This is a genomic window from Paenibacillus phyllosphaerae (assembly GCF_014192105.1).
In the GTDB taxonomy this organism is placed as follows: Bacteria; Bacillota; Bacilli; order Paenibacillales; family Paenibacillaceae; genus Paenibacillus_Z; species Paenibacillus_Z phyllosphaerae.
Map to the genome: position 1 here is coordinate 1 of NZ_JACHXK010000018.1, position 26,022 is coordinate 26,022.

Consider the following 26,022-nt stretch of genomic DNA (forward strand, 5'->3'; position numbering starts at 1 on the left):
CAAGGACACATCCGTTCTCCCGGCTACCACCATCGTAAGATGCCTATAAAAATAGGCCAACCAGAAAACTCTGGCTGACCTAATAATACGAAGGATACATCGAAGACGGCCGCGTTACGAGTCACGCTCATTTTGGGTGTGCTAAGAGTTTTCCAGAGGAAAACTGGCTTCGGAAGCAAGCGCTTGGGCCGTGGCTACAAGTTTTCCGACGGAAAACTCACTTCGGAAGCATAAGCTTGCATCCCCTCCGATGGAGGGGTGGGGGAGGCGGAAGTAAGGGGATATGAAGGGCAAAAGCCCTTTAACCTTACAAGCCGCTTTGCCGCTTTGCGCCCTCCTGCAACCGGTACTGCCCCGGCGTAAACCCGGTCCGCGACTTGAACACCTTATTGAAGTAGCTGACGTTGGAATAGCCGATCTCGCGGCAAATATCCTCGAGCGTATATTTGGGCTGCAGCAGCAGCTCGCACGCCCGCTTGATGCGAAGATGAATCAAATAGTCGTTGATCGTCGAGCCGGTCGCTTCCTTGAAGATGCGGCTGAGGAACGAGGTGCTGCGCTGCACATGGGCGGCCACCGTGTCGACCGTAATGTTGTTGTTGAAGTGCTGATCCATGAAATCGATCGCGAGCGATAACGTCACGTCGTTCATCCGCATCCGTTTGTCCCGCTGGTAGGCGATAATGCGTCCGCACAGCTCTTGCAGGCTCCGTTCCATCTCCTGCAGCGTCTTGACGCCGTACAGCGCGAAAGGGCGGTCGCCGAGCACGGCGGTCATGTCTGCTCCCGTCTGCACGAGCGACTTCACGATCTCTCCGCTCAGATGGAAGAAGAGCTGTTGTACGTTGGCGCGGCTCAGCCGGCGGTCCTTCACTTCCTGCGTTATTCGGCGGATGCAATCCGCGCATTCATCTTCATCCAGTTGCAGCAGCGATTGAAGAAGCTTGCCTTCCAGCTCGTACGGATAATAGTAACGTTCCTCATCCTGCTTCCAGCTGCTGACGATCGCGTAAGGGATGATCTCGCCCTTGCCGACGTACATCTTGAGATTAAGCGCCTCGACCGATTCCTCGTACGCGGACTGAAGGGCATGCACGCCGGAGGAGATGCGGCTGAGGCCGATCGTAGCGGTCATGCCATACCGGCTCTGCAGATGGGCAAGCAGTTTCCCGGCAACCTCTTCCGGCAGCCCGTCTTGCGCTTCGGCCACGGTCAGCAGAATGACCGTTCGGTCGTCCGACCTCGCAAAAATTTCGCCGTCGATTTCGCCGCGGAACTCCTCGATCAACCCGTATTGGAACAGATGAAAATGCAGCTTGTCGGCCGACTCATCCAGCAGCGGCGTCTCCTCGAGCTCGAAGGTGAGGACCGCGAACCGCGAGAAGTCGAGCTGCAAGCCCAGCAGGCCCGCGGCTTCTTCATCTTGGCCGCCAGTATCCGATCCATGAACCCGGCCCTTGATTAGTTCGCTCAAATATTTCTCCTTGATCGCCGACCGGTTAACGCGGAGCAGCGATTCTACGCGGTCTTTCTCGCTTCGCATCGCATCCCGGCTGCTGGTCAGCCGCTCGAACGACTGCCGGATGAAGCTCGCTTCATCTGCGGCGGACACCTCGGCGTCATCGGCTTGCGCAGACTCGCCGGCCCTTGGCTCATCGAGTACAGTCGGAGTCCCGCCAATATAAGCCATCACGGTCTTTAGCGGACGATACAGTCTTCTCGAGATATAGAACGATAGCAGGATCGCGCCGGCGACATAGAGAATCGCGACCGCGGCCACGATCGTCTTAATTCGGCCAAGCCCTTCCAGCAGGACGGACTTGCTCGTGACGTTAACGAATTTCCAACCGGTCGTGGCGGTTGTCGTGAACGTGATGATCCGATCCCGGTCATCGACGTAGGAGTCGCTGATATCCGAGGACAGCGCGGCGGCATCCAATTGGGATATGAGCGAGGCAGCCTCGTCCGTTTCACCATACAGCAGCTCATCGTTCGGTCCCAGGACGACCGTCGAGCCCCGTTTATTATGGTAATGGCTCAGGAAATCGGAAAATAGCGCATCCAGCTTCATATTGATCACGACGGCGCCTTCGACGGGGCCGATGAGCGGCATTTTCTGCATTAAGCTCGTAGCGAGCGCTCCGTCTTCCGACGACAATCCGTCGCTTCGGCCGGTGAGCCAGACGGTGCGGCTTCCGGCAGTCCGCTCCATCTCCGGCAGCCAGCTGCGGTCATCGAAGGACGAGAGGCGCGACATTTTCATATCGGAACGCGAAGTCAGCACGAGATCCAGCTTGCCGTATACGAGGTAGATCGAATCGATGTAAGGACTGAGTTTTCGCTGCTCTTCGAGAATGCGCGTCAAGTCGATCAGCGATCCGACACTGAGCTTCTCATTAATGGTATGGAACAGGTAGGATTGCGTCATCATGATACTGGATGCAATATTCTGCATCTCGAGCAGTTCCTTGTTGATGAGCTCCCGCTGTTGGTCCAGCACAGACCGGTTGTACGCGATGGAATTCTGGACGCTCGAATTGGCGGATATCGTATACGTCAGCGAGGAGATCAGGATGACCGTGACGACGACGATCGCCGTCATGGACAACAGCAGCTTGACGAATAACGAGCGATTCCGAAACATTCTGAGGTTGGACAAGCCGTCTCCTCCTCCACAATGATGTGAGCGCTTACAACCGAGATTATAGCACAGCGTTCTGGGCCGGAGAATGGCAAAAGGCGAAAAACATACGAAAAAACGAATAACATAAAGGCCAAAATCGGCTCGAAAACGGAAAAACATAACGGGAATGGAATGAAACGATTGTGCCCGGAGGAGCGCCTCGTATATCGTTAAAGATGTAAACGTTCCCAATTCCCGGCCGGGGCAGACGCTTGCGGGAACGCGCAATCTATTATGCATGCAGGGGGAGATTCGCATGGCACACAAATTAAAACCGACCGCGCTCGCCGTTCTGGCCGCCACGATGGTCGCCGGATTGCTCAGTGGCTGCGCAGATAATACCAACAATAATAAACCGGAGGCGAATCAGACGAATTCAGCCGACGCGACGAATCAAGCGAACGAATCTAATGGAACGAAATCGGAGAATGTCGCCGCCGAGCCGGTGGAAATTTCGTGGGGGATCCATTTCCAGGCGAACGCGGTCGTGGAAAATTCGCCTGTGCAACAATGGCTGGAGAAGAAATTCAACGTCAAGATCAAGCCGGTCAAAGTGACCGACGCCAGCATCGCTTCCGGCGAAGTGCCGGACCTGTTCATGCTCGGTGATCCGGCGAACGTATCGGCTTATCAGTCGCAAGGCGTGCTGATGGATATCGACCCGACGATGCTTAAGGAAAAAATGCCCGAGTACGCCAAAGATGTTGAAAGCGCTAACGCGTTGTTCCAGACCGTCACCTTCGACGATAAGCTGTGGGCCATCCCGATGTTCATCGATCTGAAGCCGTATGATCTTGCGATGCTGTACCGGAAAGATTGGCTCGATAAAGTCGGCATCACGAAAATCCCGGAAACGCTCGACGAATTCGAGAAGGCCGCCTACGCGTTCGCCAAGAACGATCCGGACGGCAACGGCAAACAAGATACGTACGGCCTGACCGGCACGGCAACCTCGACATGGAGCACCGGCTTCTATTCGATATTCGGCGCGTTCGGCATCGAGCCGACGATGTGGCAGGAGCAGAACGGTCAGCTTGTGAACGGCTCGATCCGCAACGAAGCGAAGGACGCGGTCGCGAAGCTGGCTCAGTGGTATAAGGATGGCGTCATCGATCCGGAATTCATCACCGACACGCAAGATTCGTACCGCAAGAAGCTCTATAACGGACGGATCGGCACGATTGAAGAACAGATCGGCAAGGCGGCGCTCGAAGACGGCGCGACGATTACCGGGATGAAGGCGATTAATCCGGAAGCGCAGCTCGTGCTCGGCAAGAATCCGCAAGGTCCGGGAGGCAGCGGCAGCTGGGATTGGGGAACGAAGAGCAACTTCGTCGTCCTCGGCCGGCAAGTGAAGGAAGATCCGGAGAAGCTGGCCAAAATCTTCGAAATTCTCAATGCCGAGAGCAATGATGAAGAAACGATCAACATGACGAGCATGGGCGAGAAAGGGAAGCATTGGGACTTCGCGGAGAGCGGCGCGACAACGGGCGCGACCAAGTTCCTGCCGGAATTCGAGAAGCAGGAGCAGCGCGACGCGCTCGGCATCCGGTTGTTCTCGCTCGGCAACATCACGACCCGCGCTTATCGGGAGAAGTATTCCAATCCGAAGCTGAACGATGTGGTACGCAGCTTCTCGACCTCGCCGAGCTGGACGGACTCGCTGCTGTTCGCGGCGCTGCCTTCGGACGGCAAATACAAGCAGGAGCTGACGGCGCTGACGCAAAAATATTTCGCCCAATTCATCAGCGGCGAAATTCCGCTCACCGACTGGGACAAATACGTGGCGGAGTGGAAGGCCAAAGGCGGCGATGAGCTGACGAAAGAAGCGAATGACCTGTACGTGAAGCAGTTTAAGCAATAACCGGCGCTAACTGGCGATAACTGGCAAAAACTAATGGGAAAAAAAGTCTGCGAAGCGCTCCGTACCGAAAAGCGGCGGGGGAGTCCGTAAGCTCCCCTCAACCTGCGGATCCATGTTGCCTAGGCGTCCAAACCGGGCGGCATGGTCATGGACGGACAGCGGCGCTTGCTTAAGGAAGTGGAACCGTGAAGACCATCATCAAGCATAAGGAGCTGTTCGCGCTCTATCTGTTCGCGTTCGCGTTCTTTGCCGTGTTCAAATACGGGCCGATCTATGGACTCATTATCGCATTCAAGGATTTTCGCGTGATCGACGGCATATGGGGAAGTCCCTGGGTCGGGTTCAAGCATTTCGAGGCGTTGTTCCAATCCGCGGATTTCTACCGGCTGCTCAAGAACACGCTGCTGCTTAATCTCATGCTGCTTCTGTTCGCGTTCCCCGCGCCAATCATACTGGCCCTATTGCTGAACGAACTTCGTTCCCGCGTCTTCCAGCGGTTCGTGCAAACGACGATGTATCTGCCGCATTTCGTGTCGTGGGTCATCATGTCCGGCCTGGTCATTTACTTCCTGTCGCCGACGACCGGCGTAGTCGCCGATATCGCCGGATGGTTCGGCGCGAAGCCCGTGTTCTTCATGGGCAACAAGGATTACTTCCGCCCGATCGTCGTCGTCTCGGCCATTCTGAAGGATATCGGCTGGGGCTCGATCATCTATTTCGCGGCGTTATCCGGGATCCATCCCGAGCAGCAGGAATCGGCCATCATCGACGGCGCGAACCGGTGGCAGCGGATGTTCCATATCAATATACCGTCCATTATGCCGACGGTATCGATCATGTTCATATTGAGTCTCGGCGGCTTCCTAAGCGCGAATTTCGAGCAAATCATCAACCTGCTCAATCCGATCAACTACGAAACCGGGGACGTCATCGACACCTACGTGTACCGGGTCGGTCTGCAGCAATTCCAATACAGCTACACGACGGCAATCGGCTTATTCAAATCCGTCGTCGGCCTCGTGCTCATTCTGGGTGCGAACCTCGCGGTGCGCAAATTGAGCAAAGGGGAGAGCGGCTTATGGTAGGAGGAAACGCATCATGATATCGTCCAAAAACTGGCCGGACCGGATCGCCGTCAGCCTCATCTATATCGCGCTGTCGCTGCTGGCCGTCATCGTCGTCTATCCGTTCATTCACGTGGTTGCCGTATCGCTCAGCGACCGCGGCGAAGCGCTGCGCGCCGGCTTCCACTGGTTCCCGAGCAAGCCGACGCTCGAGTCTTACCGGCAGCTGCTCGATTATCCGTTCATCTGGTCCGGCTACGGCAACACGCTGTACCGGATGGTCGTCGGCACGTCGCTGACGCTGCTCGTCACCGTCTGCGCCGCTTATCCGTTGTCACGCGCGGAATTCCCGCTTAAGAAGCTGTTCATCATGCTGCTGCTGTTCACGATGATCTTCGACGGCGGGATCGTCCCGCATTATATGCTGATGAAGGAGCTTCATCTCTTGAATACGCGCTGGGCATACGTGCTGCCGACCGCGGCGAACGCATTCAACGTGCTCGTCATGATTTCCTTCTTCCGGTCGATCCCGAGCGCGCTCGTGGAGGCCGCCCGGATTGACGGAGCGCGCGACTTAAGCATTCTTGCCCGGATCATTCTGCCGCTGTCCATGCCGGCGCTCGTGACGATCGGCCTCTGGTCGCTCGTCCATCATATCAACGCGTTCATGGATAATCTGCTGTACGTGACTGATCAATCCAAATACGTGCTGCAACAAATCGTCCGGCAAATTCTGATCGAGAACGAGCTCGATCCGTTCACGACCGCCGTCAATCAGACGCCGCCCGCGCCGGAAAGCCTGAAGATGGCGACGGTCGTCGTATCCGCGCTGCCGGTCCTCGTTATGTATCCGTTCTTGCTCCGTTACTTCGAGAAAGGGACGATGATCGGCTCTGTCAAAGGTTAAAGGCGAGACGCGTCAAGAGATAGAGGGGCAGTCTCTTGACGGTTCGCCTTCGCTTCACACCTCATGCATGAAGGGATGGAGATCATGATTAAAAGCAAAGCCTTGCTGCTGCTTGTCATACTCGGTTTACTTCTGAACGGGTTCGCGCTGCCGGCCGCTTCGGCCGACATCGGTTCAACTGGAGCGACATTTGTTGTGGCCAAGGATGGAAGCGATTACAATCCAGGGACACTAGAGGCGCCTTTCCTAACGTTGGAGAAAGCGCGCGATGCCATTCGCCTGCTGAAGAACGGGCAGGGACTGCCCGATGGGGGCGTGACCGTCTACATACGAGGCGGCGAATATGAGCGGACGGCTTCCTTCGAGCTGCTCGCGCAAGATTCGGGTACCGCGGATAAGCCGATTACCTACAAGGCTTATCCTGGCGAGAGCGTTACATTGACTGGCAGCCAACAGCTCGACAAAAGTTGGTTCGCGCCGGTGACCGATCCGCAAGTGCTCAGCCGAATCATCAGCGACGATGCACGGTCGAAGGTGCTGGTAGCGGATCTGCAGAGCCATGGCATTACCGATTACGGCGTCATGAGCCGGCACGGCTACTATAAGGCGAACGACGTCAGCCAGGTGCCGCCGATGGAACTGTATATCGAAGGGGAAGGCATGACGCTCGCGCGCTGGCCGAACACCGGCACGGTGCAGATGGGCGACATTATCGACGCCGGGCCGACGCGCAAGGATGCGGATCTGCAGGATCGCGGGGGCACGTTCAGCTACACGTACGACCGGCCGCAATACTGGACGAATGCGGACGATATTTGGCTGGACGGCATTTTCGGCTACAGCTGGGAATGGTCGTACAACAAAATCGCTTCGATCGACACGGTGAATAAGCGGATTACGCTGCGTTACGGCGAGATGAGCGGACTATTCAAGAACTGGTATCCGGATTTTCACTTCGCGCAGAACTTGTTGGAAGAGATCGACATGCCGGGCGAGTATTACATTGACCGGGCGCAAGGGCTGCTGTACTTCCTGCCGACCGCTTCGTTTGCGCAGCAGAACCCGGATATCGCGGTGACGAGGCTGAAGACCCCGATGATTAACGCGGTTGGCGTCTCCTATGTGACGTTCGACAATCTGACGCTCGAGAACGGCCGGGATTCCGCGGTCGTGATTATGGGCGGCGACCACGTGGTCGTTCAGCATTCGGAGATTCGCAATTTCTCGAACGGCGGGGTGCAGATCAATACGCAGAGCCGCTGGCTGTACAACGATTTCGCGACGGCAACCGGCACGAATCACGGCGTCGTGAACACCCATATCCACCATATCGGCGGCACGGCGGTCATTCTGAACGGCGGAAGCCGGACGACGCTCGTTCCGGGGAACAACTACGTGGAGAGCTCGCACTTGCATGATTTTGCCTATTATCACAAGGCGTACAATCCAGCCGTCATCCTGACCGGCGTAGGCAACCGGGTATCGCACAGCGAAATTCACGATGCGCCGCATCCGGGCATTCTGATCTTCGGCAACGACCATACGGTCGAATACAACAATATCTATGACGTGTGCAAAATGTTCTCCGATCTCGGCGCAATCTACATGAACGCCGGAGAGACGCCGCAGCAGCGGGGAACGGTGATCAAGCGCAACTTCTTTCACGATATCGGCATGAGCAAGGCCGGCGTCGAAGGGATCTATCCGGATAACTTCACGATGGGGCTGACGATCGACGAGAATATTTTCTACCGGATGGGGAACTCCGCGATCCGCAACAATGGCGGCGCCCACATCAAGGCACGCAATAACATCTTCGTCGACAGCGAGGTGCCGTACGATTATGCGGATCTGTACCTCGGCGACAATCCGGAAGGCCAAATCGCCAAAAACTACATGCCGAAATGGCAGGCGTTGTTCGCGCAGAACGACAACTTCGTGGGCACGCCGTACTTGGTGAAATATCCCGAGCTGGCCGATTTCTTCACGGAGGACCGGTACTACCCGACCACGAACACGTTCCAGAACAATGTCATCTACAATCCGAGCGTTCCGCGCAGCAGTACGACGAATGCGCAAGGCGCGTATGACAAATTCAATCTGCTCCAGTACGCCAATAACTGGGTCACGGCGACCGATCCGGGCTTCGTCAGCTTGTCCTCGGGCGACTTCAACCTGAAGGCGGATGCGGCCGTATTCAATCAAATCCCGGGCTTCCGGGCGATTCCGTTCAGCGACATCGGCATCGTGGGCAAAGCAGGCCCGGTTCTTGCGCCGGACTTTATTCCGGTGCAGGCGGTTCATGCCTACGACGAGCAGGTGACGATCGGCATCGGCAAATCCTATGAGCTGCATACGGCCGTGCTGCCATGGAATGCGACGAACGGCAAGCTGAATTTCGCGACGAGCGACTCGTCCGTCGTCAAGGTCGACGCGAAAGGCGTACTCAGAGGCATGGAAGTCGGCGAGGCGACAATCACCGTCACTTCCGACGAGAATCCGTCGTTTACGGTTGTCGTGCAGGTTACGGTCGAAGTCGGCGACGGGATCTACGAATATACCGACTTCGAGAACGGACGCAACAGCTGGCCTACCGATCCGAACCGTACGATCGTCGACGTGGACGGCGACCACAAGTATAAGGTGCTGAAAGGGGCGACGGCCGTTTCGCCCAACGAATACTCGAATTACGAGCTGACGTTCAAATTGAAAACGCCGGCGGTTACGCCAACGAACGGCACGTTCTATATCTTTGACCGGCTGGGTACAGGCGGAGGCGGCCGAATCGGTTACCGCAAACTGGAGGACGGCACGTCGAAGTGGCTGCTCTACAATAAAGCATGGGCGACCGTCAAGGAGACGTCTTTCCCTTACCAGGACTTGGCCCCGGACACGGAGTATGACGTAAAGCTGCTGGTCAAAGGCGGCGAGTTAAGCCTGTACGTCAATGATGTCCTGAAGCTGAAAGCGACCGATTCGACCTTCAACCCGACGGGCACGGTCGGTTTCTATGCGGGCGGCTACGACTATTTGCTCTTCGACAACATTAAGTTCGCCGTTCCGTCCACCCGAGTCGCCGGACTTACGTTGAATTACGGAAGCGTGAATATCGGAGCCGACGAGCAGCTGCAGCTTCAAGCAAGCTTCGATCCGAGCGATGCCGTGAACCGGGAAGTCAACTGGACGTCGAGCAATCCGGCGGCAGCCGTCGTCGATGCGAACGGTCTGGTCACAGCCGTTGCGCCGGGCGAGACGGTCATCACCGTAACGTCGCTGGATAACCCGCAGGCAACGGCCGCTAGTACGGTTATCGTATCGGACATTCTGCTGCAGACGAACTTCGAGAATGGCGGAGGCGGCTGGCCCGTCGATCCGAACCGGAGCATCATCAATGAAGGCGGCAACAAGAAGTACCGGCTGCTGAACGGGGCGTCGGCAACTTCGCCGAGAACGTTCGCGAATTATGAATTGACGTTCAAGCTGAAGACGCCAAGCGTCATTCCGAGCGCCGCGACATTCTATATCTTCGACCGGCTTGCGTCAGGCAGCGGCGACCGGATCGGTTACCGGAAAACGGTAGATGGCGCTTCGCAGTGGATTCTATACAACAAAACGTGGGCGACCGTGAAGAAATCCGACTTGTCCTACGAGGATCTCGCACCGGACACGGAATACACCGTCCGGCTCATCGTGAACGGCGCCGATATCGCTCTATACGTCAATGGCGCGCTGAAGTTGAAAGCAACAGACCCGGGACATAATCTGACGGGGCAAATCGGGTTCTATGCCGGCGGATTCGCGAATCTCATCTTCGACGATATCGTCGTGACGCAGCTTCGCAAACCGCAGACCGAGGCAGTCGTGACGCCTGCGTCGCCGGACGGCGAGAACGGCTGGTATGTGCATCCAGTTTCCGTCCAGCTTAATCCCGGCGCCAAATCTTCCGTTCTTGTACAAACCGAATATCGTCTGGATAGCGAGAGCAGCTGGCATTCTTACAGCAGTCCGCTTGCGTTCGATCATGACGGCGGCGAGCAGAAGCTGCACTACCGTTCGACGGATATGAGCGGGAATGTGGAGACGGCCCGCGAGCTGACGCTTAAGATCGATCAGGCGGCGCCTTCGACATCGGCTTCGCTCGATCCGGTGCAGCCGGATGGGGCGGAGGGGTGGTACGGAAGCCCGGTAACCGTTACGTTGCAGGGCAACGATGCCACTTCTGGCGTGGCGCGCACGGAATACAGTCTGGACGGCGGCACGACATGGACAGCTTATTCGGCACCGATCGTGCTAGCGAATGACGGGGAACACGAGCTGATGTACCGTTCCTTCGATGTGGCCGGGAATGCGGAAGCTGTGCAGTCCATCGATGTTCGCATCGACGCGTCGGCGCCGACCATTACGGCTGCGGGAATCAGCGATGGCCAGTCGTTCACCGACTTCGAATCGATCATTCCCTCTTTCACCTTGTCCGATGCTTTGTCGGGAGCGGCCTCAGCGCCGCTCCGCTTCTGGCTGGACGGCCAAGATGTCGATGTAAGCACGCCGATCCCGCTGTATTCTCTATCACTCGGGACGCACAGTTTTCTTGTCCAAGGCACGGATGCGGCCGGGAATGAAGCCGCGCAGACCATAACTTTTCAGATCACAACCAGTGTACAGTCGATGCTGTCTCTCGTGGAGCAATTCAAGGCGCAAGGCTGGATTGATAATGAAGGCATCGCCAATGCGCTGAGTCAGAAGCTTCAGCAGGGCAGCTTGGCGGCTTTCATCAACCATGTAGAAGCGCAGAACGGCAAGCATATTACGGCTGAAACCGCGCAAATTCTGCTGCGGGATGCGCATTATTTACTGCAGCAGCAGCCGACGGAGCAGATGCAAGAATCGCAAGAGATTGAGCCGGTTCAAGCGTCTGAGGAGACCCAAGAGTCGCAAGAAACGCAGGAAACGCAGGAAAATCAGCAAGCTCCGGAAGAGGAGCCCGTGACCGAATGATCGCGTTCCGACAGCTGAGAGATGCGATTCTTGCCGTACAAGTGCGGCCTTCAGGGATCGCCGGGGGAGAGCTGTTCCCCACGAGAAGGCGGGAGCTTCAGGAGGATTCGAGCTTGCAAGGCTTGCTGCGCGAAATTCGGATAGAAGCGAACCGGGCGGTGCAAGAGCCGATCCCGCCGCTTTCCTTCGCCGCCTTTCAATCCATTCACGTTACCGGCTCGCGCAAGGACTACGAGCAGCCGTATTTTGACCGAAGAGGGAGGTTGCTTGCGCTGACGCTCGCCACGGTTCTGGATGATACGGACGTCTATATCGAAGCGCTGGAGAATCTTGTCTGGGAGATATGCGGCGAATACGCATGGGCCGTGCCGGCTCATCTACCGTCTGATTCGGGCGCAAGAGATGCCGGTCTCTCGCCGGATCGCGTCGTGGATCTGTTCGCGGCCGAGACGGCGCATGCTTTGGCCGAGATGCTGTATTTCATTGGCGACCGATTGCACGTCCAGGTAACGGATCGGGTGAGGGCAGAAATCGAACGGCGCGTGTTCCAGCCCGCGTTCGAGCGGGCAAGCCGCTTCCACTGGAGCTCGAAGACGAACAATTGGTCAGCCGTATGCGCAGGGGCCGCGGGCATGGCGGCTTTGCTCCTCATCGATGACCGCGAGCGGCTTGCAGGCATCCAGCATCTGGTCGCCAGCGCCATGGACAGCTTCCTCGAAGGGTATGGGGAAGACGGCTGCTGTATCGAAGGCTTATCGTATTGGCGCTACGGGTTTGGGTATTACGTCTATTGGGCCGAGATGCTGTACGAATTTACCGGCGGGACCGTAGATCAGCTCGCTTCGGACAAAATCAAGCGAATCGCCGAATTCCCTTCGGCCGTCATGCTGAGCGGAGGCTTGTGCGTCAACTATTCGGACTGCCGGCCTTATGTCGCGTTGCCGACAGGGTTGATCAGCCGATTAATCCGCAGGATTGGGATCGCGCCGCCCGAGATGGCAGGGGGGATGTCCTTCCATGACGACCACTGTTACCGGTGGCCGCATGTTGTCCGCAATCTGCTATGGACGCAGCGGAACGATTCGCATGCAGGCAATCGGGAAGGGAGCTTCTATTTTCCCAGCGCAGACTGGCTCGTCGTGAAGCGGGCAACGCCGAACGGATTGATTGCGTTCTCGGCCAAAGGCGGACATAACGGCGAGCCGCACAATCATAACGATCTCGGTCATTTCATTCTTCATGCGGCGGGCGAATCGCTGCTCGCGGATCTTGGCATGGGCGTGTATACGCGGGATTATTTTGGCCCGGAACGGTATTCGCTCCTGCAGCCATCTTCGGCGGGGCACTCGGTACCCGTCATTAACGGCTGTCTTCAGCAGGCCGGTGAACATCATCGGGCAGTCGTCACGGCATACGAGTCCCAGGAAGGAACGGTTCGCTTCGAGCTAGACGTGACGCAAGCTTACGACAAGGAAGCGGGGATTCGCTCCTTTCGACGGACGTTCGATTGGAGAGGCGGCCATGACGACGCGACGGGTGTTCTGATCCTGACGGATCGTTTCGTATTTGAACCAGCTGCTGACGTTGGGGAGCGCAGAATCTCGGAGCATTTCATCAGCTGGCATCCGCCGGAACTGGGGAGCGGGACCATATGCTGGCAGGGTGAACGGGGAGCGGTTATCTTGCGGTTCGATCCATCGGCGTTATCGGCGAGCGTGGAAGAACTTAAGATCACAAGCGACAGCATCCAAGGGGAGACGGTTTATCGGCTTGCCCTTCATGCCGCGAACCTGCCCGAAACCTATACGTGCCGTTTGGAGTTGGCGTGCAAGTTATGAGGAGGATTGTATGAACTGGACAGATGCAATTGAGCAAACCTTGCTGACGACGCGGGCGAATATCGCCCGGTTCGGGGACCAATTCCCCTATGTCAGCAATGGGGAGCGGAACTATCAACTGACCGGGCATTCGAGCTGGACGGAGGGCTTCTGGCCGGGGATCTTATGGCTGAGTTACGAATATAGCCGCGACCCGGCATTCCGTGAGGCGGCGCTATCAAGCACCGCTTCATTATCCGAACGTCTGGCCAAGCGCACATATATCGATCATCACGACATCGGCTTCCTGTACTCGTTGTCGACCAAGGCGCAATGGATTATCACGAAGGATGAAGCCTCGCGGCGCACGGCGTTGGATGCGGCCGACTGGTTGCTTACCAGATGGCGGCCTAATACGCAGCTTATTCAAGCCTGGGGAGCGGAAGGCGATCCGGTCAACGGCGGACGCATCATCATAGACTGCCTGATGAATTTGCCGCTGCTCTATTGGGCTGCCGAGCAGACGGGCGACAAGCGCTACGCGGATATTGCCCGCGTGCAGGCCGAGAAGAGCAGACGGTTCTTGGTCAGGGGAGACGATTCGTCGTATCACACGTTTTATTTTCATCCGGAGACCGGCGAAGCGCTGCGCGGCGGGACGCAGCAAGGCTATCAGGACGGATCGACGTGGACGCGCGGCCAAGCGTGGGGTGTGTACGGGTTTGCCTTGGCTTTTCGTTATTTTCGCGATGAAGCGTATCTTGATACGGCCAGACGGCTAGCTCGTAATTTCATCGCCCATTTGCCGGAAGATCAGGTCGCATATTGGGATTTCGACGCTCCGCAAGAGAGCGGCACGCCGCGTGACAGCTCGGCTTCGGCGATCACGGCCTGCGGTTTGCTGGAGTTGGTTGAGCTGATGCCGGATTGCCTGGACCGGGTCTTATTTCGCCATGCGGCTGAGCGATCGATGGCCTCGCTGGTCCAAAGCTACTTCACCGCTGGCCATTCCGAAGAGGAGGGATTTCTCCGTCACGGTTCCTATTCCGTCAGGGGCGGCGTATCGCCGGACGACTTCGTGATTTGGGGCGACTATTTCTTCCTGGAAGCGTTGATGAGGCTGCGCGGAGGGATTACGGGGTATTGGTACGAGCGGTGATGTAAGCCTCGCCGATGATCGGGATGGTGAACGAGAGAGGAATGCTCTTTGACCATTTAAAGCAAGGCCGGAGCGGTGTTATGGACAATTGTTCGTAGCACCGCTTTTTCTTCCGAGAAGCGCGCGAATCTGTATCACCAACTTCAACTCCACCTTCGCCTACGATCATGTCAATAGAACATTTTCACGTTCTTGCTCCAGCCTTCCCCCTACAAAATCACGCATTTTGCCGTGCTGCGACCCGCTGTCCTGGGACGGTGATATAATAACGTTACCATCGAAAAAAGGGGGAGGCTCATGCGGAGCTGGCTCGGTTACCTCGTTCCCCACAAGCTCAAGTATCGGCTGTTCGCCGTATTCGCGCTCATCATTCTGTTGCCGTTCAGCATCCTCAATATTCATAACTACCGGAATATCGAAAGCCTGATGCAGAACAAAATCAGCGGGCAAAGCCATGAGCAGCTCGATAATTTGCACCGGTCGCTGGAGGATCAGCTGAGCATCGCGTTCAAGACGCTCATCTTCTTGGAGCAAGACCTTGATGTCAGGAACGCGCTGCAGCAGCCAGACAAGCGGAACGCGCTCGAGAACAAGCGGCTGATGGAGACCAAGTTCAAGAACTTGAACAACAGCTTTTTTCTCTATAATCCATCCGTCTACTTCACGCTGCTGGACGATGACGGGCATGTCTATACGTCCTATCAGCCAAGAGTGACGCTCGATTACGAGCAAATCATGAATACGCCGTCCTTCGTGTCGATGCGCAGCACGGGTGCCTCCTATTTCTGGGTATCGGACGATGATAACTACACGTCACGGGACATCTCGAAGAGTCCGACCCTGTTGTCGTTGTACGCGACGCTGAAGGACAACCGGAACCAGACGTACGGCTGGGCGCGAATCAGCATCGACTTTTCCTTCTGGTTCCAATCGATGCTGCAGAAGTCCGCGAACGATCAGGCGTATTTTATCATTTCGCGCAAAGGCGAGGTTATCGCTAGCCTCGCTCACGATATGGCATTGTCCGAAGCGGCGATCGGGCAAGTGACGAATCAGCCCGGCAACGGCTATTGGAAGGACACGCATCATGATGCGCTCGTCAACTACAGTTACTTACCTTCGCTCGATTGGTATATGGTGAACCAAATCCCGCTTAGCGTCCTGTTCAACGAGATGGACGGCTTGAAGCAGCGGTATTACGTCACGTTCTATATCATTACGGCCGCTTTCATCGTTGTCGCGTTCATGATCTCGCATGCGTTCACGAGGCCGTTGTCCCATATGCAGAAGAAGATGAGGGAGGCCGTGAGCAAGGACTTGCGGATCCGGCTGCCGGAGAAGAATTACAAGGGCGAAGTGCTCGAACTCACCCAGACGTTCAACCAGATGATGCTTGATATGAACGGGCTCATCCATCGGCTGAAGGCGGAGGAAAGGCAGCGGGACGCGGTTCATTTTCAAATGCTCCTCGCGCAGGTGAATCCCCACTTCCTGCTCAATACGCTCAATACGATGAAGTGGATCGGCCTGCGCAGCAAGAACGAGGAGATCGTGGAAATCTGCATCTCGCTGGGCAAACTGCTAGAGACGAGCTTGAACGCGGACGTCGATCTGATCCATCTGCGGGACGAAATCGCGCTGACGAAAGCGTTCATCTACATTCAGCAAGTCCGCTACAGCAACAGCTTCGAGGTCGAATTCAGCTGCGAGGACGAAATCGAGTTCGCGCTCGTGCCGAAGCTCAGCCTGCAGCCGCTGGTAGATAATGCGATCCGGCACGGTATCGCAACGGTCGAAGGCGGGCGGATTCTCATTCGCGCGTATACGGAGCCGAATCCGGCGTTGGACGGCGAGCAGCTCGTGCTGGAAGTGGAGGACAACGGCATCGGCATCGAACAAGCGAAACTTAACCAGGAGATTGGGCGCAAACGGCCGGGCATCGGGCTCGCGAACGTGAGCGAACGGCTGCGGCTGCTGTTCAAGGCGAAAGGAACCTTAGAGACCCAGCAGCTCGACCAAGGGACGATGTTCCGAATGATTATGCCGTGCCTGCTGTCCAAGCCGTATGCCTCGAACACGAATCCGCCGAATGAAAGTGATCTGCGAACGAACTAGAGGAGAATAGGAGAGACCGCCATGTGGAAAGTGCTTCTGGTCGAAGACGAAACGTTCGTCCGTGAGTCGGTGAAGGAGATTATTCGCTGGGAAGAGATGGGATTCACGCTTGCCGGAGAAGCCGGGAACGGCGAGGAGGCGCTGGAGATGATCCGGATCGACCCGCCGGACCTCGTCTTGTGCGATATCGTCATGCCCAAGATGGACGGACTCACCTTGCTGAAGGAGACGCGCAAAGCGGGTATCGGCTCGAAGTTCGTCATGCTCACCTGTATGGGCGACTTCGAATCGATGCGGCAGGCGATGGAATTCGGCGCGTCCAATTACGTCCTCAAGCTGTCGATGAGCGTGAAGGACTTACGCGAGACGCTGACGAAGATCAGCGCGGAACTGACCGCCGCGAAACCGCCGTCCAATCGCCTAGCGCTCGAATCCGCTCAGATTCAGCCTGCACAGCCTGTATCCGCACGGGAGAAGATTACGCATCCCGAGGTGAAGAAAATGATCCAATACATCGACGACCACTATCAGGAAGAGATCACGCTGACTTCGCTGGCGCGCCATGTGACGATGGGCGAGAATTATGTCAGCGCCCTGTTCAAGAAGAAGACCGGCGAGACGCTGATTCATTATTTGCACCGCATCCGCATCGAGAAGGCGATCGAATTCCTGCGCACGACGGATTGGCCGGTCAGTTCGGTCGGCCAGCAGGTCGGGTTCATGAACGACAACTATTTCATTAAGATATTCAAACGGTTCACCGGCACGACGCCCAGCCAATACCGGATGTCCAGGTGATCCGGCTTTCGCCGTCTCTGTGCGGTGGGGCGAGTTGTCGCGGATAGAACGATTTCGATCGCAATGGAACGCGTTAGCGCTTACAAAGTGCAGGGATTCGTTCCATCCGAAACGTGATTTTGTTACTTCAGGCCGTACCCGTTCTCTTGCTATCCTTGATTTGCACCACTCACCACATGAACCAGACAAATCGAAGGAGGTCGTCTTTAGTGAGAAAGAAAGGGTTGTTTACGGGTATGGCTTCGCTCGTTCTCGCAATGGGCGTTATGGCAGGATGTTCTTCGGAAAACGGCAGCAACGGGAATAACGGTGGCAGCGCAGGCTCACCGAATACTGGCTCGGAGACGAAGACGAATACCGCGGCGGCGGCAGATCCGGTGAAGCTGACGATGTGGGGCGGCGTTCCGCCCGAAGCGGGGCCGCAAGCGGTCGTCGATGCCTGGAATGCGGAGCATCCCGACATACAAATCGAGTACGTTCGTTACGTCAACGACGACGAAGGCAACCTGAAGCTGGACACGGCGATGATGACGGGGCAGGGCGTGGACTTATACGTGAACTATACGCTGACGCAAACGCAGAAGCGCATCGATGCGGGACTTGCCGCGGATCTAAGCCAGTACAGCGACTACAATATCGACGAGAAAATGGGCGCGGACGCGAGCGGCTGGAAGATTGACGGAAAATTCTACGGGGTGCCGACGACGAAAAGCGCATTCTTCGTCGCCTTGAACAAAGAGGCGCTGGATGCGGCCGGTCTGCCGATTCCGAAGGACTGGACATGGGATGAGCTGCGCGACTATGCGAAGAAGCTGAAGGACGGCGATGGCTACGGCTTCATCCAGCATACGGAGCCTTACGTCGACCCGATCGATTCCGTGCTGTCGAAGAACGGCTACACGAAGGCGGACGGTTCGTCCAATCTCGACCACCTGCAGGTGAAGCAATGGCTGGAGACGTTAAACGGAATGATGCAAGACGACAAGACGACGCCTCCGCTCGGCGAGCAGCTCACTTCCAAGATGCCGGTCGAGCAGGAGTTTCTGAGCGGCAAAGCGCCGATGCTGAACATCGGGGCCTGGCTGCTGCGCAGCTCGAACAACTTCACCGATTTCCCGCGCGATTTCACGATCGCTTTCGCGCCGGTGCCGCGGCTTGCCGCGAATCAGGCCGATTATATGACGCGCGGCGGCTTAGGCGACTACATCTCGATCAACGCCAAGTCCAAACATCAATCGGAAGCATGGGAATTCCTGAAATGGTATGCCGACGGCGGTATGGCGCCTATGGCAGTAGGCGGCCGTCTGCCGGCTTCGAAGGATGCGGACCAACAAGCCGCGCTCGACAGCATGCTTGGCGGCAAAGCCGACACTTATGACAAGGACTCCTTAATGTACGTCATGTTCGAGAACCCAACGCCTTCGTTCGTGCGCAACCTGCCGCAAGAGGTCATGGATATGCGTCAGCAGGAATACGAGAAATATTTCCTCGGCGAGCAGTCGGCCGACGACACGCTGGCCGCCATGGTGAAGCGTCACAATGAATACCTGCAGCAGAACAAGTAAGCGAATAAGGAAGGCTTAAGAAGGGACTGGCGCGTCGATGCGCCGGTCTTTTTGTTCGTTCGCATTCGAACAGCTCGGAATAGAACGATTTGATGGCACCGTATGTTTTCCTCCTGTTATCGCTCGTTTTTTTGCGTCAAATTGGACGATCAATCCCGTAGTTTTGTTCCTTATCGACCGCTTGCGCCGTTGCTACACTGGACGTATCACACTTATGAAGCGAGGATCGAATGGCATGAACAACAACTGGATGAGAAGACAACGGATGCTCGGTTACGTATTTATCGGGCCCAGCATGCTCGGAGTGCTGTTATTTTTCTTGATACCGGCCGCGTATTCGCTGGGCTTGATGTTCACGGATTACAAGCTGATGAATCCGAACGTCAAGTTCGTAGGGCTGGATAATATCGTCCGCCTGCTGAAGGATGACATGTTCTACAAGTCGATGAAGAACACGGCGCTCTTCCTGCTCGCCGTCCCGGTATCGGTCGTGCTCGGTTTTCTGGTCGCGGTCGTGCTGAACCAGAAGATTTACTTGAAGAAGCTGCTGCGCGGGCTGTACTTCATGCCGTACATTACGAGCGGCGTCGCGGTCGCCTTCGTCTGGATGCTGTTGTTCCATCCGAAGCAAGGTCCGATCAACGGGCTGCTGCGCAGCATCGGGGTCGATAATCCGCCCGGCTGGCTGTCGACGACGACATCGTCGATGTTCGCCATCGATATCATCTGGATCTGGTTCTTGCTCGGCTACAACATGATCATTTATTTGGCCGCGCTTCAGGAGGTATCTCAAGAGCTGCTCGAGGCGGCGAAGATGGACGGCGCGAGACCGGGACAGATCTTGCGCTCCATCATCTGGCCGCTCGTCAGTCCCACCACCTTCCTGCTGCTCATCACCGGTCTGATCATGACGATCAAGACGTTCGGCATCATCCAGGCGATCACGCAAGGCGGACCCGGCAGCAGCACGACGATTCTGTCGCTGTACGTCTACCAGAATGCGTTCCGTTATTACGACATGGGCTACGCCTCAACGCTCTCGTGGGCCTTGTTCATCGTCATCCTGATCATCACGGCGCTGCAATGGGTCGGACAGAAACGCTGGGTTCACTACTAAGACGAAGAGAGGAAGACATCATACGATGGCCATCAAACAGAAGCTGTCCGAAGGCGCGCTCACCAAACTGTTCATTACGATCGTCATGCTGCTGCTTGCGGTCGTCATGGTCATTCCGTTCTTATGGATGATCAGTACATCGCTCAAAACGCCTGCCGAGGTGTTCGAATATCCGATCAAGTGGATCCCGCCGCATCCAACCTTCGAACATCACGTCAAAGTCTGGACGGGACCGAAGAGCTTCGGCACCTACTATCTGAATTCGCTCAAGATCGCGATCGTCGGCATGGTAACGGCCACGTTCCTGTCCGCTTTCGCGGCATACGGCTTCGCCCGAATTTCGTTCAAAGGCCGCAATCCGCTGTTCATGCTGTACCTGTCGATGATGATGGTGCCGCCGCAGGTGCTGTTCGTGCCGAAATTCCTTATGTTCGATTGGGCAGGCATCTACAACACGCATTGGGCATTGATTCTGCCGGGCATGTTCACGATCTTCGGCGTCTTCATGCTGCGTCAGTTCTTCCTGACGATTCCGAATGAAATTACCGAATCGGCGTTCATCGACGGGGCTGGTCACTTCCGGATCTTCTTCCGGCTCATTCTGCCGCTGGCAAAGCCGGCGCTCGCGACGCTGGCGATTATCGATTTCTCCTGGCAATGGAATGATTACGAGAATGCGCTCGTATTCTTGATCGACGAGGACTTGTACACCGTGCCGCTCGGGCTGCAAAATTTCATTCTGGAAAATACGGTCGACTATAACGGGATGATGGCGGCCGCTTCCGCCGGCATTGTGCCGATGATCGCCGTGTTCGTCATCGGCCAGCGCTACATTATTCAAGGTTTAACCAATTCTGCGGTAAAAGGGTGATCGCGATGAAAATGGAAACGGTGCAATCGGATATTACGGTCGTCGGCGGAGGGTTGTCCGGCGTCTGCGCCGCGGTAGCGGCAGCAAGGCTCGGCAGGACGGTCTCGCTCGTCCATAACCGACCGGTGCTCGGCGGTAATTCCAGCAGCGAAGTCCGCGTCTGGGTATGCGGCGCGACCGCGCACGGAACGAACCGCTATGCCCGGGAGACAGGCATTATGGGCGAGATGTTCGTGGAGAATCAATATCGCAATCCGGAAGGCAACCCATATTTATGGGATCTTATTATTCTGGAGACCGTGAGGGCCGAGCCGAATATCCGGCTGTTCCTCAATACGGACGTACACGAAGTGGAAGCGGACGGGGATGAGCAAGATCGCCGGATTCATGCCGTCACCGGGTGGATGATGGGTTCCGAGCGCCGGATCCGCTATGAGAGCGAGCTATTCCTCGATTGCACGGGCGATGGATTGATCGGATTTCTTGCCGGTGCGAAGTATCGTCTGGGCCGCGAAGCTGCCCATGAATATGGCGAAGCGTGGGCGCCGGAGACAGCCGACGATATTACGCTTGGCAGCACCCTGCTGTTCTACACGAAGGATGCGGGCAGTCCGGTGAAGTTCGTTCCGCCAAGTTTCGCCAAAGATATTACGCAGACGCCGATTCCGCTGAAGCGCGTCATACGCAGCGGCGACTCCGGCTGTCACTATTGGTGGATCGAGTGGGGCGGCGAGCTGGATACCGTCCACGACAATGAGCGGATTCGCGACGAATTGTGGTCCGTGATCTACGGCATCTGGGATTATATCAAAAATTCAGGGCAGTTCGACGCGGCCAACATGACGCTCGAATGGGTCGGTTCGATGCCGGGCAAAAGGGAATATCGGCGGTTCGTCGGCGATTATGTGCTGAATCAGAACGATATCATCGGCCAGCGCCAGTTCGAGGACCGGATCGCGTTCGGCGGCTGGTCGATCGACCTGCATCCGCCGCAAGGAATGTACGCGACCGAAAGCGGGTCGAAACATATGCATGCCGACGGCATTTACCATATTCCATACCGTTCGCTGTACTCGGTGAACGTGAATAACCTGCTGTTCGCGGGGCGAAATGTGAGCGCGACGCACGTCGCCTTCGGGACGACACGCGTGATGGCGACTTGCGCGGTGATGGGGGAAGCAGCCGGTACAGCTGCGGCCTTGTGCGCGGAGAAGGGACTATCGCCGAGAGGACTTTACGAGCAGGAGCTGGATCTGCTCCAACAGACGATGCTGAGACAAGACGCCTCGATTATCGGACTTGCGAATGCGGATGTTGCCGATCTGGCACGGCATGCTTCCGTAACAGCCTCGTCTTCTCTTGCCCGGATTGCGGTCGAAGAGGGCGGCCGGCGCTATCCGCTAACGCATGACGCAGGTATTCTATTCCCGGTCGAACCTGCGATGGATGGCATTGAGCTGCTGGTCGATGTGGAGACGGATACCGTCATTACGGTAGAGCTATGGGAGACCGGGCTGCTTGAGAATTACGTGCCGCACCGGTCCGTCATGAAGTCATTCAAACACGTTGCGAAGGGGGACCGTCAGTGGGTTCCCTTCCAGCTGGCTTGGCAGCCGGACCGCAGCCAGAACGCCTTCGTCATCGTACGCGCCAATAGCCATGTTGCGCTCTATCAAGCGGAACGGCCATATACCGGTGTGCTGGCCTTCGAACGAGGGGCAGCGCCTCATGCGGTGCAGGAATTGGAGGATCACGACCCGAACCAGCCGATCGTCGAATGGAGCATGAAGAAGCTCGTCCGCCGGCCGTTCTGCTTCCGGGTACGATCGGAGACGAAAGCTTACGCGCCGGACAAAGCAATCGATGGCTATAAGCGACCTTATGGCGGTCCGCATCTGTGGGTCTCGGAGCCGTTTGCCTCGGGAACGGAGCAGTGGCTGATGTTGGAATGGGCAACGCCGATTACGGCGGAAGAAATTCTGCTTTCGTGGAATGACGAGGTGAACGAAGATTTGATCAATCTTCACCACCATAGGACGCCGTTCAATATCATCCCGGAGCTGGCCCGGAATTACCGGTTGGAAGCGCACGTTGACGGCGAATGGCAGCTGATTCACGCGCAACGCAACAATCGTCGCCGAACGAACCGTATTACGTTGGAATCGCGGATGGAGACGCATGCGCTGCGCATCGTCGTCGAGGAAACGAACGGCTCGCCGTATGCGGAGCTGGTCGAGGTTCGCGTGTACGGAACATAAACTTGATTGAGCTATGCAGTGGGGTGGGGGCTTGCACGAGATGTGCAGGCTCTATTTTTCATGTCTAGGTCCTTGCCTCAACACCCAATATATGGATATTACAAGCCTAATTGTAAGCATGTCGCGCGGAGTTGAATATTCTGAACAATAGTCAAAAGATCCAGGAAGGGAGGAACAAACGCTGAGCACGGTTTCTGTCATAATGACGAGCTACAATAAGCCGGCTTATGTCGGCAAGGCGATCGAAGGAATTCTGGCGCAAACCCATTCGGATTTCGAACTCTTCCTGATGGACGACAATTCTGACCTACCGACAGCCCATGTAATCTCCTCGTATCTGCAGGATCCCCGGATCCGTTACATCCGCAGCGATATCGCGACCTTGGAAGAACGGGCAGCCAAAGTGCGGTATGCCGCTCTCATCAATCAGGCACTGCCGCTTGCGACCGGCGATTATATTACCTATGCGACAGACGATAACGTATACCGCCCGAATCGGCTTGCGAGAATGAGCGAATATCTCGACCAGCATCCCGAAGCGAACATTGTCTATTCCGCATCGATAACAAGACATGTGAAGGATGACGGCACGATAACGAAGTCCGTGCATCGGCCAGCAGGGCGAATCAACTGGCTCGCATCTTGCGCGGTCGACCATTGCTCGATTATGCATCGCCGATCGGTACTTTCCGTGCTTCATGAACGATGGGGCACGTATTGGGATGAGAACCCGGAATTTTATCGTATCGGGGATGCCCGGTTCTTCTGGAGGCTCAATCATTTCTGGCCGTTCCATCCGATCGACGAGGTGCTCGACGACAATTATATGACGGAGCATTCCTTTCATAATCAACTGTTGGCCAATCAACAATCGCGCTTCGTCCAACTGCTGCCAGAGCAACGAACATGCAAGGAGCTTCGCGAGCATTTACGCGCCCTGCAGTCTGGGAGACGCATATGAGCCGCCTCTATCTGAACCATTATTGGTCCCTGTTCGCGGATTATATCGATGGTTTCGGCGAACTTGCCCATCATGGCATTCCGCTTCCGCTCCTGGCTAACTTCTATCGTTACCTGGATGAACAAAGCAGAGCGCTTATGAGCGAGCCAGACTTCAATACCGTGCTCCGTCATGAAATATCCGATATCGGGCAGATTCAGCCACTGTTCGATCGCTATGTCGATGCGATCAAACGTACGCCTAAGAAGCAGCCACGCGGCAAAATTCTCATCAACGGTACGTATCACCGTTTTTCGCCTGACGTATTTCTGCAGCATTTTGCCCCAGAGACGACTTTGCTGCTATCCCGAGGCAAACCGTACATGGGGATTCCGATCGTAACGCTTGCCCACTATGAACCGGATACGGCGGATCTGATCGAGCGTTCGATCCGTAAGGCCGAGAACCTGTTCAATACATTCTCCGGACACCCGATATTCGGAAATCCGTACTTCAAGGAGAAAGTACTTCAGGAAATTCCCCTCACGATCAAGGCGTTAGCCGCAACCGAAAGGATGCTCGATGCCAACCCGGTAAGCTGTTTTCTCGCCGGTACGACGGAGGACCTCATCAGCCGCGCCGTTGTTCTGAAGGGGGCAGCCAGAGGCATTCCGTCCGTCTGTCTGCAGCATGGCGTCATTATGGGGGAAGAAGCATTCCTGCCTGCGTTCGCAACCAAGCAGGCGGTCTATGGCCAATATGAGTCGGAATGGTATACAGGTAGGGGCGTACGTCCAGAGTCGATCGAAGTTATCGGCCATCCGAGGTATGATGCCATCTTCACCGATGGCTACAAACCGGAAGAAACGTTCTTGAAGCAGACGTCGTGCAAGGCCGGTACGTTTAAGATTCTGCTGGCTACCCAGCCGCTAACCGACAAGTCTGCCGTTCAAGAGGCGGTAAAGCAGCTGGCTTCCTTGGGACAGGTGGAAATCATCGTCAAACCTCATCCATGGGAAGTCAAGAAGGGATATGCACAGGCCTACATGCATCTAGCCGATATGCTTCCGAACGTAAAGCAGTTCCCATTATCGCTGCAGCTGTACGATGTGCTGCCGCATGTCGATCTGGTCATTATGAATAACTCCACGGTAGGGCTTGAGGCCATGCTATACGGCAAACCGGTGGTCGTCTTTCTCGATCATGAGCCTGAGCGCGAATACCCGTATTATGAGCAGCTAATTCCGTATGTGGCAGCAACAACAGACCGGCTGGTCACCCTCGTCCAACAGCTGATGACCGATCCGCTCATTCGGCAGGACGCGGCAGCGAAGGCAGCGGCCTTCGTCGGCCACAGTTATCCCGTTCGCATGTCGGGCCGCAAGTTGCGGATGCTTCTGAATCGTTTATGCGGATGTCCGGATGAACCGCGTGATCAGCTGTTCCGCGAAGGGCTGCTCTTCAAGGGTGCTGCGCATGCCGATGTGTATCTCCTTCAGCACGGCTGCCGCAGACGTTTCGCTACGGTGCAGCTGTTCCAGCAGCATGGATTCCGCTGGGAGCAAGTTATTCAGCTAGATGACCGGCTCATCACCCGGATACCATTGGGGAATCCGATTACGACAAGTCCAAGCGAGGGGAAGTCTGCGTCGCAATGCTGCACATTACTGCCCAACTCGGAAGGGCTGATCGTAAAAGGTGCCGGTCCCGAGCTGTACAAGATGGAAAGCGGGCTTAGACGGCTGCTTGTCGGACCGGTCGATGCGGAACTCCTGCCTCAGGCGTTGTTCATTGATGATAAATTACTGCAGCGGATACCCAAAGGGCCTGTTATAGGGCCGAACGACCTTTAAGGGATAGTGATGAAGA

Annotated in this window: 15 protein-coding genes; 14 read left to right on the forward strand and 1 reads right to left on the reverse strand. The window is 56.3% G+C overall.

Features of this window, described 5'->3' with window-relative positions:
- Positions 1-307: 307 nt before the first annotated feature.
- Complete coding sequence (locus tag FHS18_RS26430) at positions 308-2,659, reverse strand: helix-turn-helix domain-containing protein (protein ID WP_183603395.1); 2,352 nt, start codon at positions 2,657-2,659, stop codon at positions 308-310.
- Between the two features lie 280 nt (positions 2,660-2,939).
- Between FHS18_RS26430 and FHS18_RS26435 the strand changes: the two genes are divergently transcribed.
- From FHS18_RS26435 to FHS18_RS26500, 14 genes are all read left to right on the forward strand, one after another.
- The gene (locus FHS18_RS26435) at positions 2,940-4,547 is read left to right on the forward strand and encodes an extracellular solute-binding protein (protein WP_183603396.1); all 1,608 of its coding nucleotides are present in this window, start codon (positions 2,940-2,942) and stop codon (positions 4,545-4,547) included.
- A gap of 185 nt (positions 4,548-4,732) precedes the next feature.
- Positions 4,733-5,632 (forward strand): ABC transporter permease subunit, encoded by a 900-nt coding sequence (locus FHS18_RS26440; RefSeq protein WP_183603397.1) that lies wholly within the window; start codon positions 4,733-4,735, stop codon positions 5,630-5,632.
- Between the two features lie 13 nt (positions 5,633-5,645).
- The gene (locus FHS18_RS26445) at positions 5,646-6,518 is read left to right on the forward strand and encodes a carbohydrate ABC transporter permease (protein ID WP_183603398.1); all 873 of its coding nucleotides are present in this window, start codon (positions 5,646-5,648) and stop codon (positions 6,516-6,518) included.
- Between the two features lie 84 nt (positions 6,519-6,602).
- The gene (locus tag FHS18_RS26450) at positions 6,603-11,513 is read left to right on the forward strand and encodes an OmpL47-type beta-barrel domain-containing protein (RefSeq protein WP_183603399.1); all 4,911 of its coding nucleotides are present in this window, start codon (positions 6,603-6,605) and stop codon (positions 11,511-11,513) included.
- Positions 11,510-13,351, forward strand: coding sequence for a heparinase II/III domain-containing protein (locus FHS18_RS26455; RefSeq protein ID WP_183603400.1), 1,842 nt, complete (start codon positions 11,510-11,512; stop codon positions 13,349-13,351). Before FHS18_RS26450 ends, FHS18_RS26455 begins: the two co-directional genes overlap by 4 nt.
- 10 nt (positions 13,352-13,361) lie before the next feature.
- Positions 13,362-14,489: a glycoside hydrolase family 88 protein gene (locus tag FHS18_RS26460; protein WP_183603401.1), complete on the forward strand. Its 1,128-nt coding sequence runs from the start codon at positions 13,362-13,364 to the stop codon at positions 14,487-14,489.
- Positions 14,490-14,786: 297 nt separating this feature from the next.
- Positions 14,787-16,604 (forward strand): sensor histidine kinase, encoded by a 1,818-nt coding sequence (locus tag FHS18_RS26465; protein WP_183603402.1) that lies wholly within the window; start codon positions 14,787-14,789, stop codon positions 16,602-16,604.
- Positions 16,605-16,625: 21 nt separating this feature from the next.
- Entirely contained in the window at positions 16,626-17,402 is a 777-nt protein-coding gene (locus FHS18_RS26470; RefSeq protein ID WP_183603403.1) for a response regulator, read from the forward strand.
- A 209-nt stretch (positions 17,403-17,611) separates the two neighbouring features.
- Positions 17,612-18,967: an ABC transporter substrate-binding protein gene (locus FHS18_RS26475; protein WP_343060687.1), complete on the forward strand. Its 1,356-nt coding sequence runs from the start codon at positions 17,612-17,614 to the stop codon at positions 18,965-18,967.
- A 235-nt stretch (positions 18,968-19,202) separates the two neighbouring features.
- A complete protein-coding gene (locus FHS18_RS26480) occupies positions 19,203-20,084 on the forward strand; it encodes a carbohydrate ABC transporter permease (protein ID WP_183603404.1) in 882 nt (293 codons plus the stop codon).
- A gap of 25 nt (positions 20,085-20,109) precedes the next feature.
- Positions 20,110-20,955 carry a carbohydrate ABC transporter permease gene (locus tag FHS18_RS26485; RefSeq protein WP_183603405.1) on the forward strand — a complete coding sequence of 282 codons (846 nt, stop codon included), beginning with the start codon at positions 20,110-20,112 and terminating at the stop codon, positions 20,953-20,955.
- 5 nt (positions 20,956-20,960) lie between these two features.
- Positions 20,961-23,213 carry an FAD-dependent oxidoreductase gene (locus tag FHS18_RS26490; RefSeq protein ID WP_183603406.1) on the forward strand — a complete coding sequence of 751 codons (2,253 nt, stop codon included), beginning with the start codon at positions 20,961-20,963 and terminating at the stop codon, positions 23,211-23,213.
- A 181-nt stretch (positions 23,214-23,394) separates the two neighbouring features.
- Positions 23,395-24,174 carry a glycosyltransferase family 2 protein gene (locus tag FHS18_RS26495; RefSeq protein WP_183603493.1) on the forward strand — a complete coding sequence of 260 codons (780 nt, stop codon included), beginning with the start codon at positions 23,395-23,397 and terminating at the stop codon, positions 24,172-24,174.
- A complete protein-coding gene (locus tag FHS18_RS26500; protein ID WP_183603407.1) occupies positions 24,171-26,006 on the forward strand; it encodes a capsular polysaccharide export protein, LipB/KpsS family in 1,836 nt (611 codons plus the stop codon). The genes FHS18_RS26495 and FHS18_RS26500 overlap by 4 nt, the downstream gene beginning before the upstream one ends.
- Positions 26,007-26,022: the final 16 nt, after the last annotated feature.

What these genes read in the sequence shown, in the direction of transcription:
- FHS18_RS26485 (WP_183603405.1), top strand. Translation starts at nt 20,110, where the DNA reads ATGGCCATCAAACAGAAGCTGTCCGAAGGCGCGCTCACCAAACTGTTC.
- FHS18_RS26480 (WP_183603404.1), top strand. Translation starts at nt 19,203, where the DNA reads ATGAACAACAACTGGATGAGAAGACAACGGATGCTCGGTTACGTATTT.
- FHS18_RS26435 (WP_183603396.1), top strand. Translation starts at nt 2,940, where the DNA reads ATGGCACACAAATTAAAACCGACCGCGCTCGCCGTTCTGGCCGCCACG.
- FHS18_RS26470 (WP_183603403.1), top strand. Translation starts at nt 16,626, where the DNA reads ATGTGGAAAGTGCTTCTGGTCGAAGACGAAACGTTCGTCCGTGAGTCG.
- FHS18_RS26450 (WP_183603399.1), top strand. Translation starts at nt 6,603, where the DNA reads ATGATTAAAAGCAAAGCCTTGCTGCTGCTTGTCATACTCGGTTTACTT.
- FHS18_RS26455 (WP_183603400.1), top strand. Translation starts at nt 11,510, where the DNA reads ATGATCGCGTTCCGACAGCTGAGAGATGCGATTCTTGCCGTACAAGTG.
- FHS18_RS26500 (WP_183603407.1), top strand. Translation starts at nt 24,171, where the DNA reads ATGAGCCGCCTCTATCTGAACCATTATTGGTCCCTGTTCGCGGATTAT.
- FHS18_RS26465 (WP_183603402.1), top strand. Translation starts at nt 14,787, where the DNA reads ATGCGGAGCTGGCTCGGTTACCTCGTTCCCCACAAGCTCAAGTATCGG.
- FHS18_RS26490 (WP_183603406.1), top strand. Translation starts at nt 20,961, where the DNA reads ATGAAAATGGAAACGGTGCAATCGGATATTACGGTCGTCGGCGGAGGG.
- FHS18_RS26445 (WP_183603398.1), top strand. Translation starts at nt 5,646, where the DNA reads ATGATATCGTCCAAAAACTGGCCGGACCGGATCGCCGTCAGCCTCATC.
- FHS18_RS26460 (WP_183603401.1), top strand. Translation starts at nt 13,362, where the DNA reads ATGAACTGGACAGATGCAATTGAGCAAACCTTGCTGACGACGCGGGCG.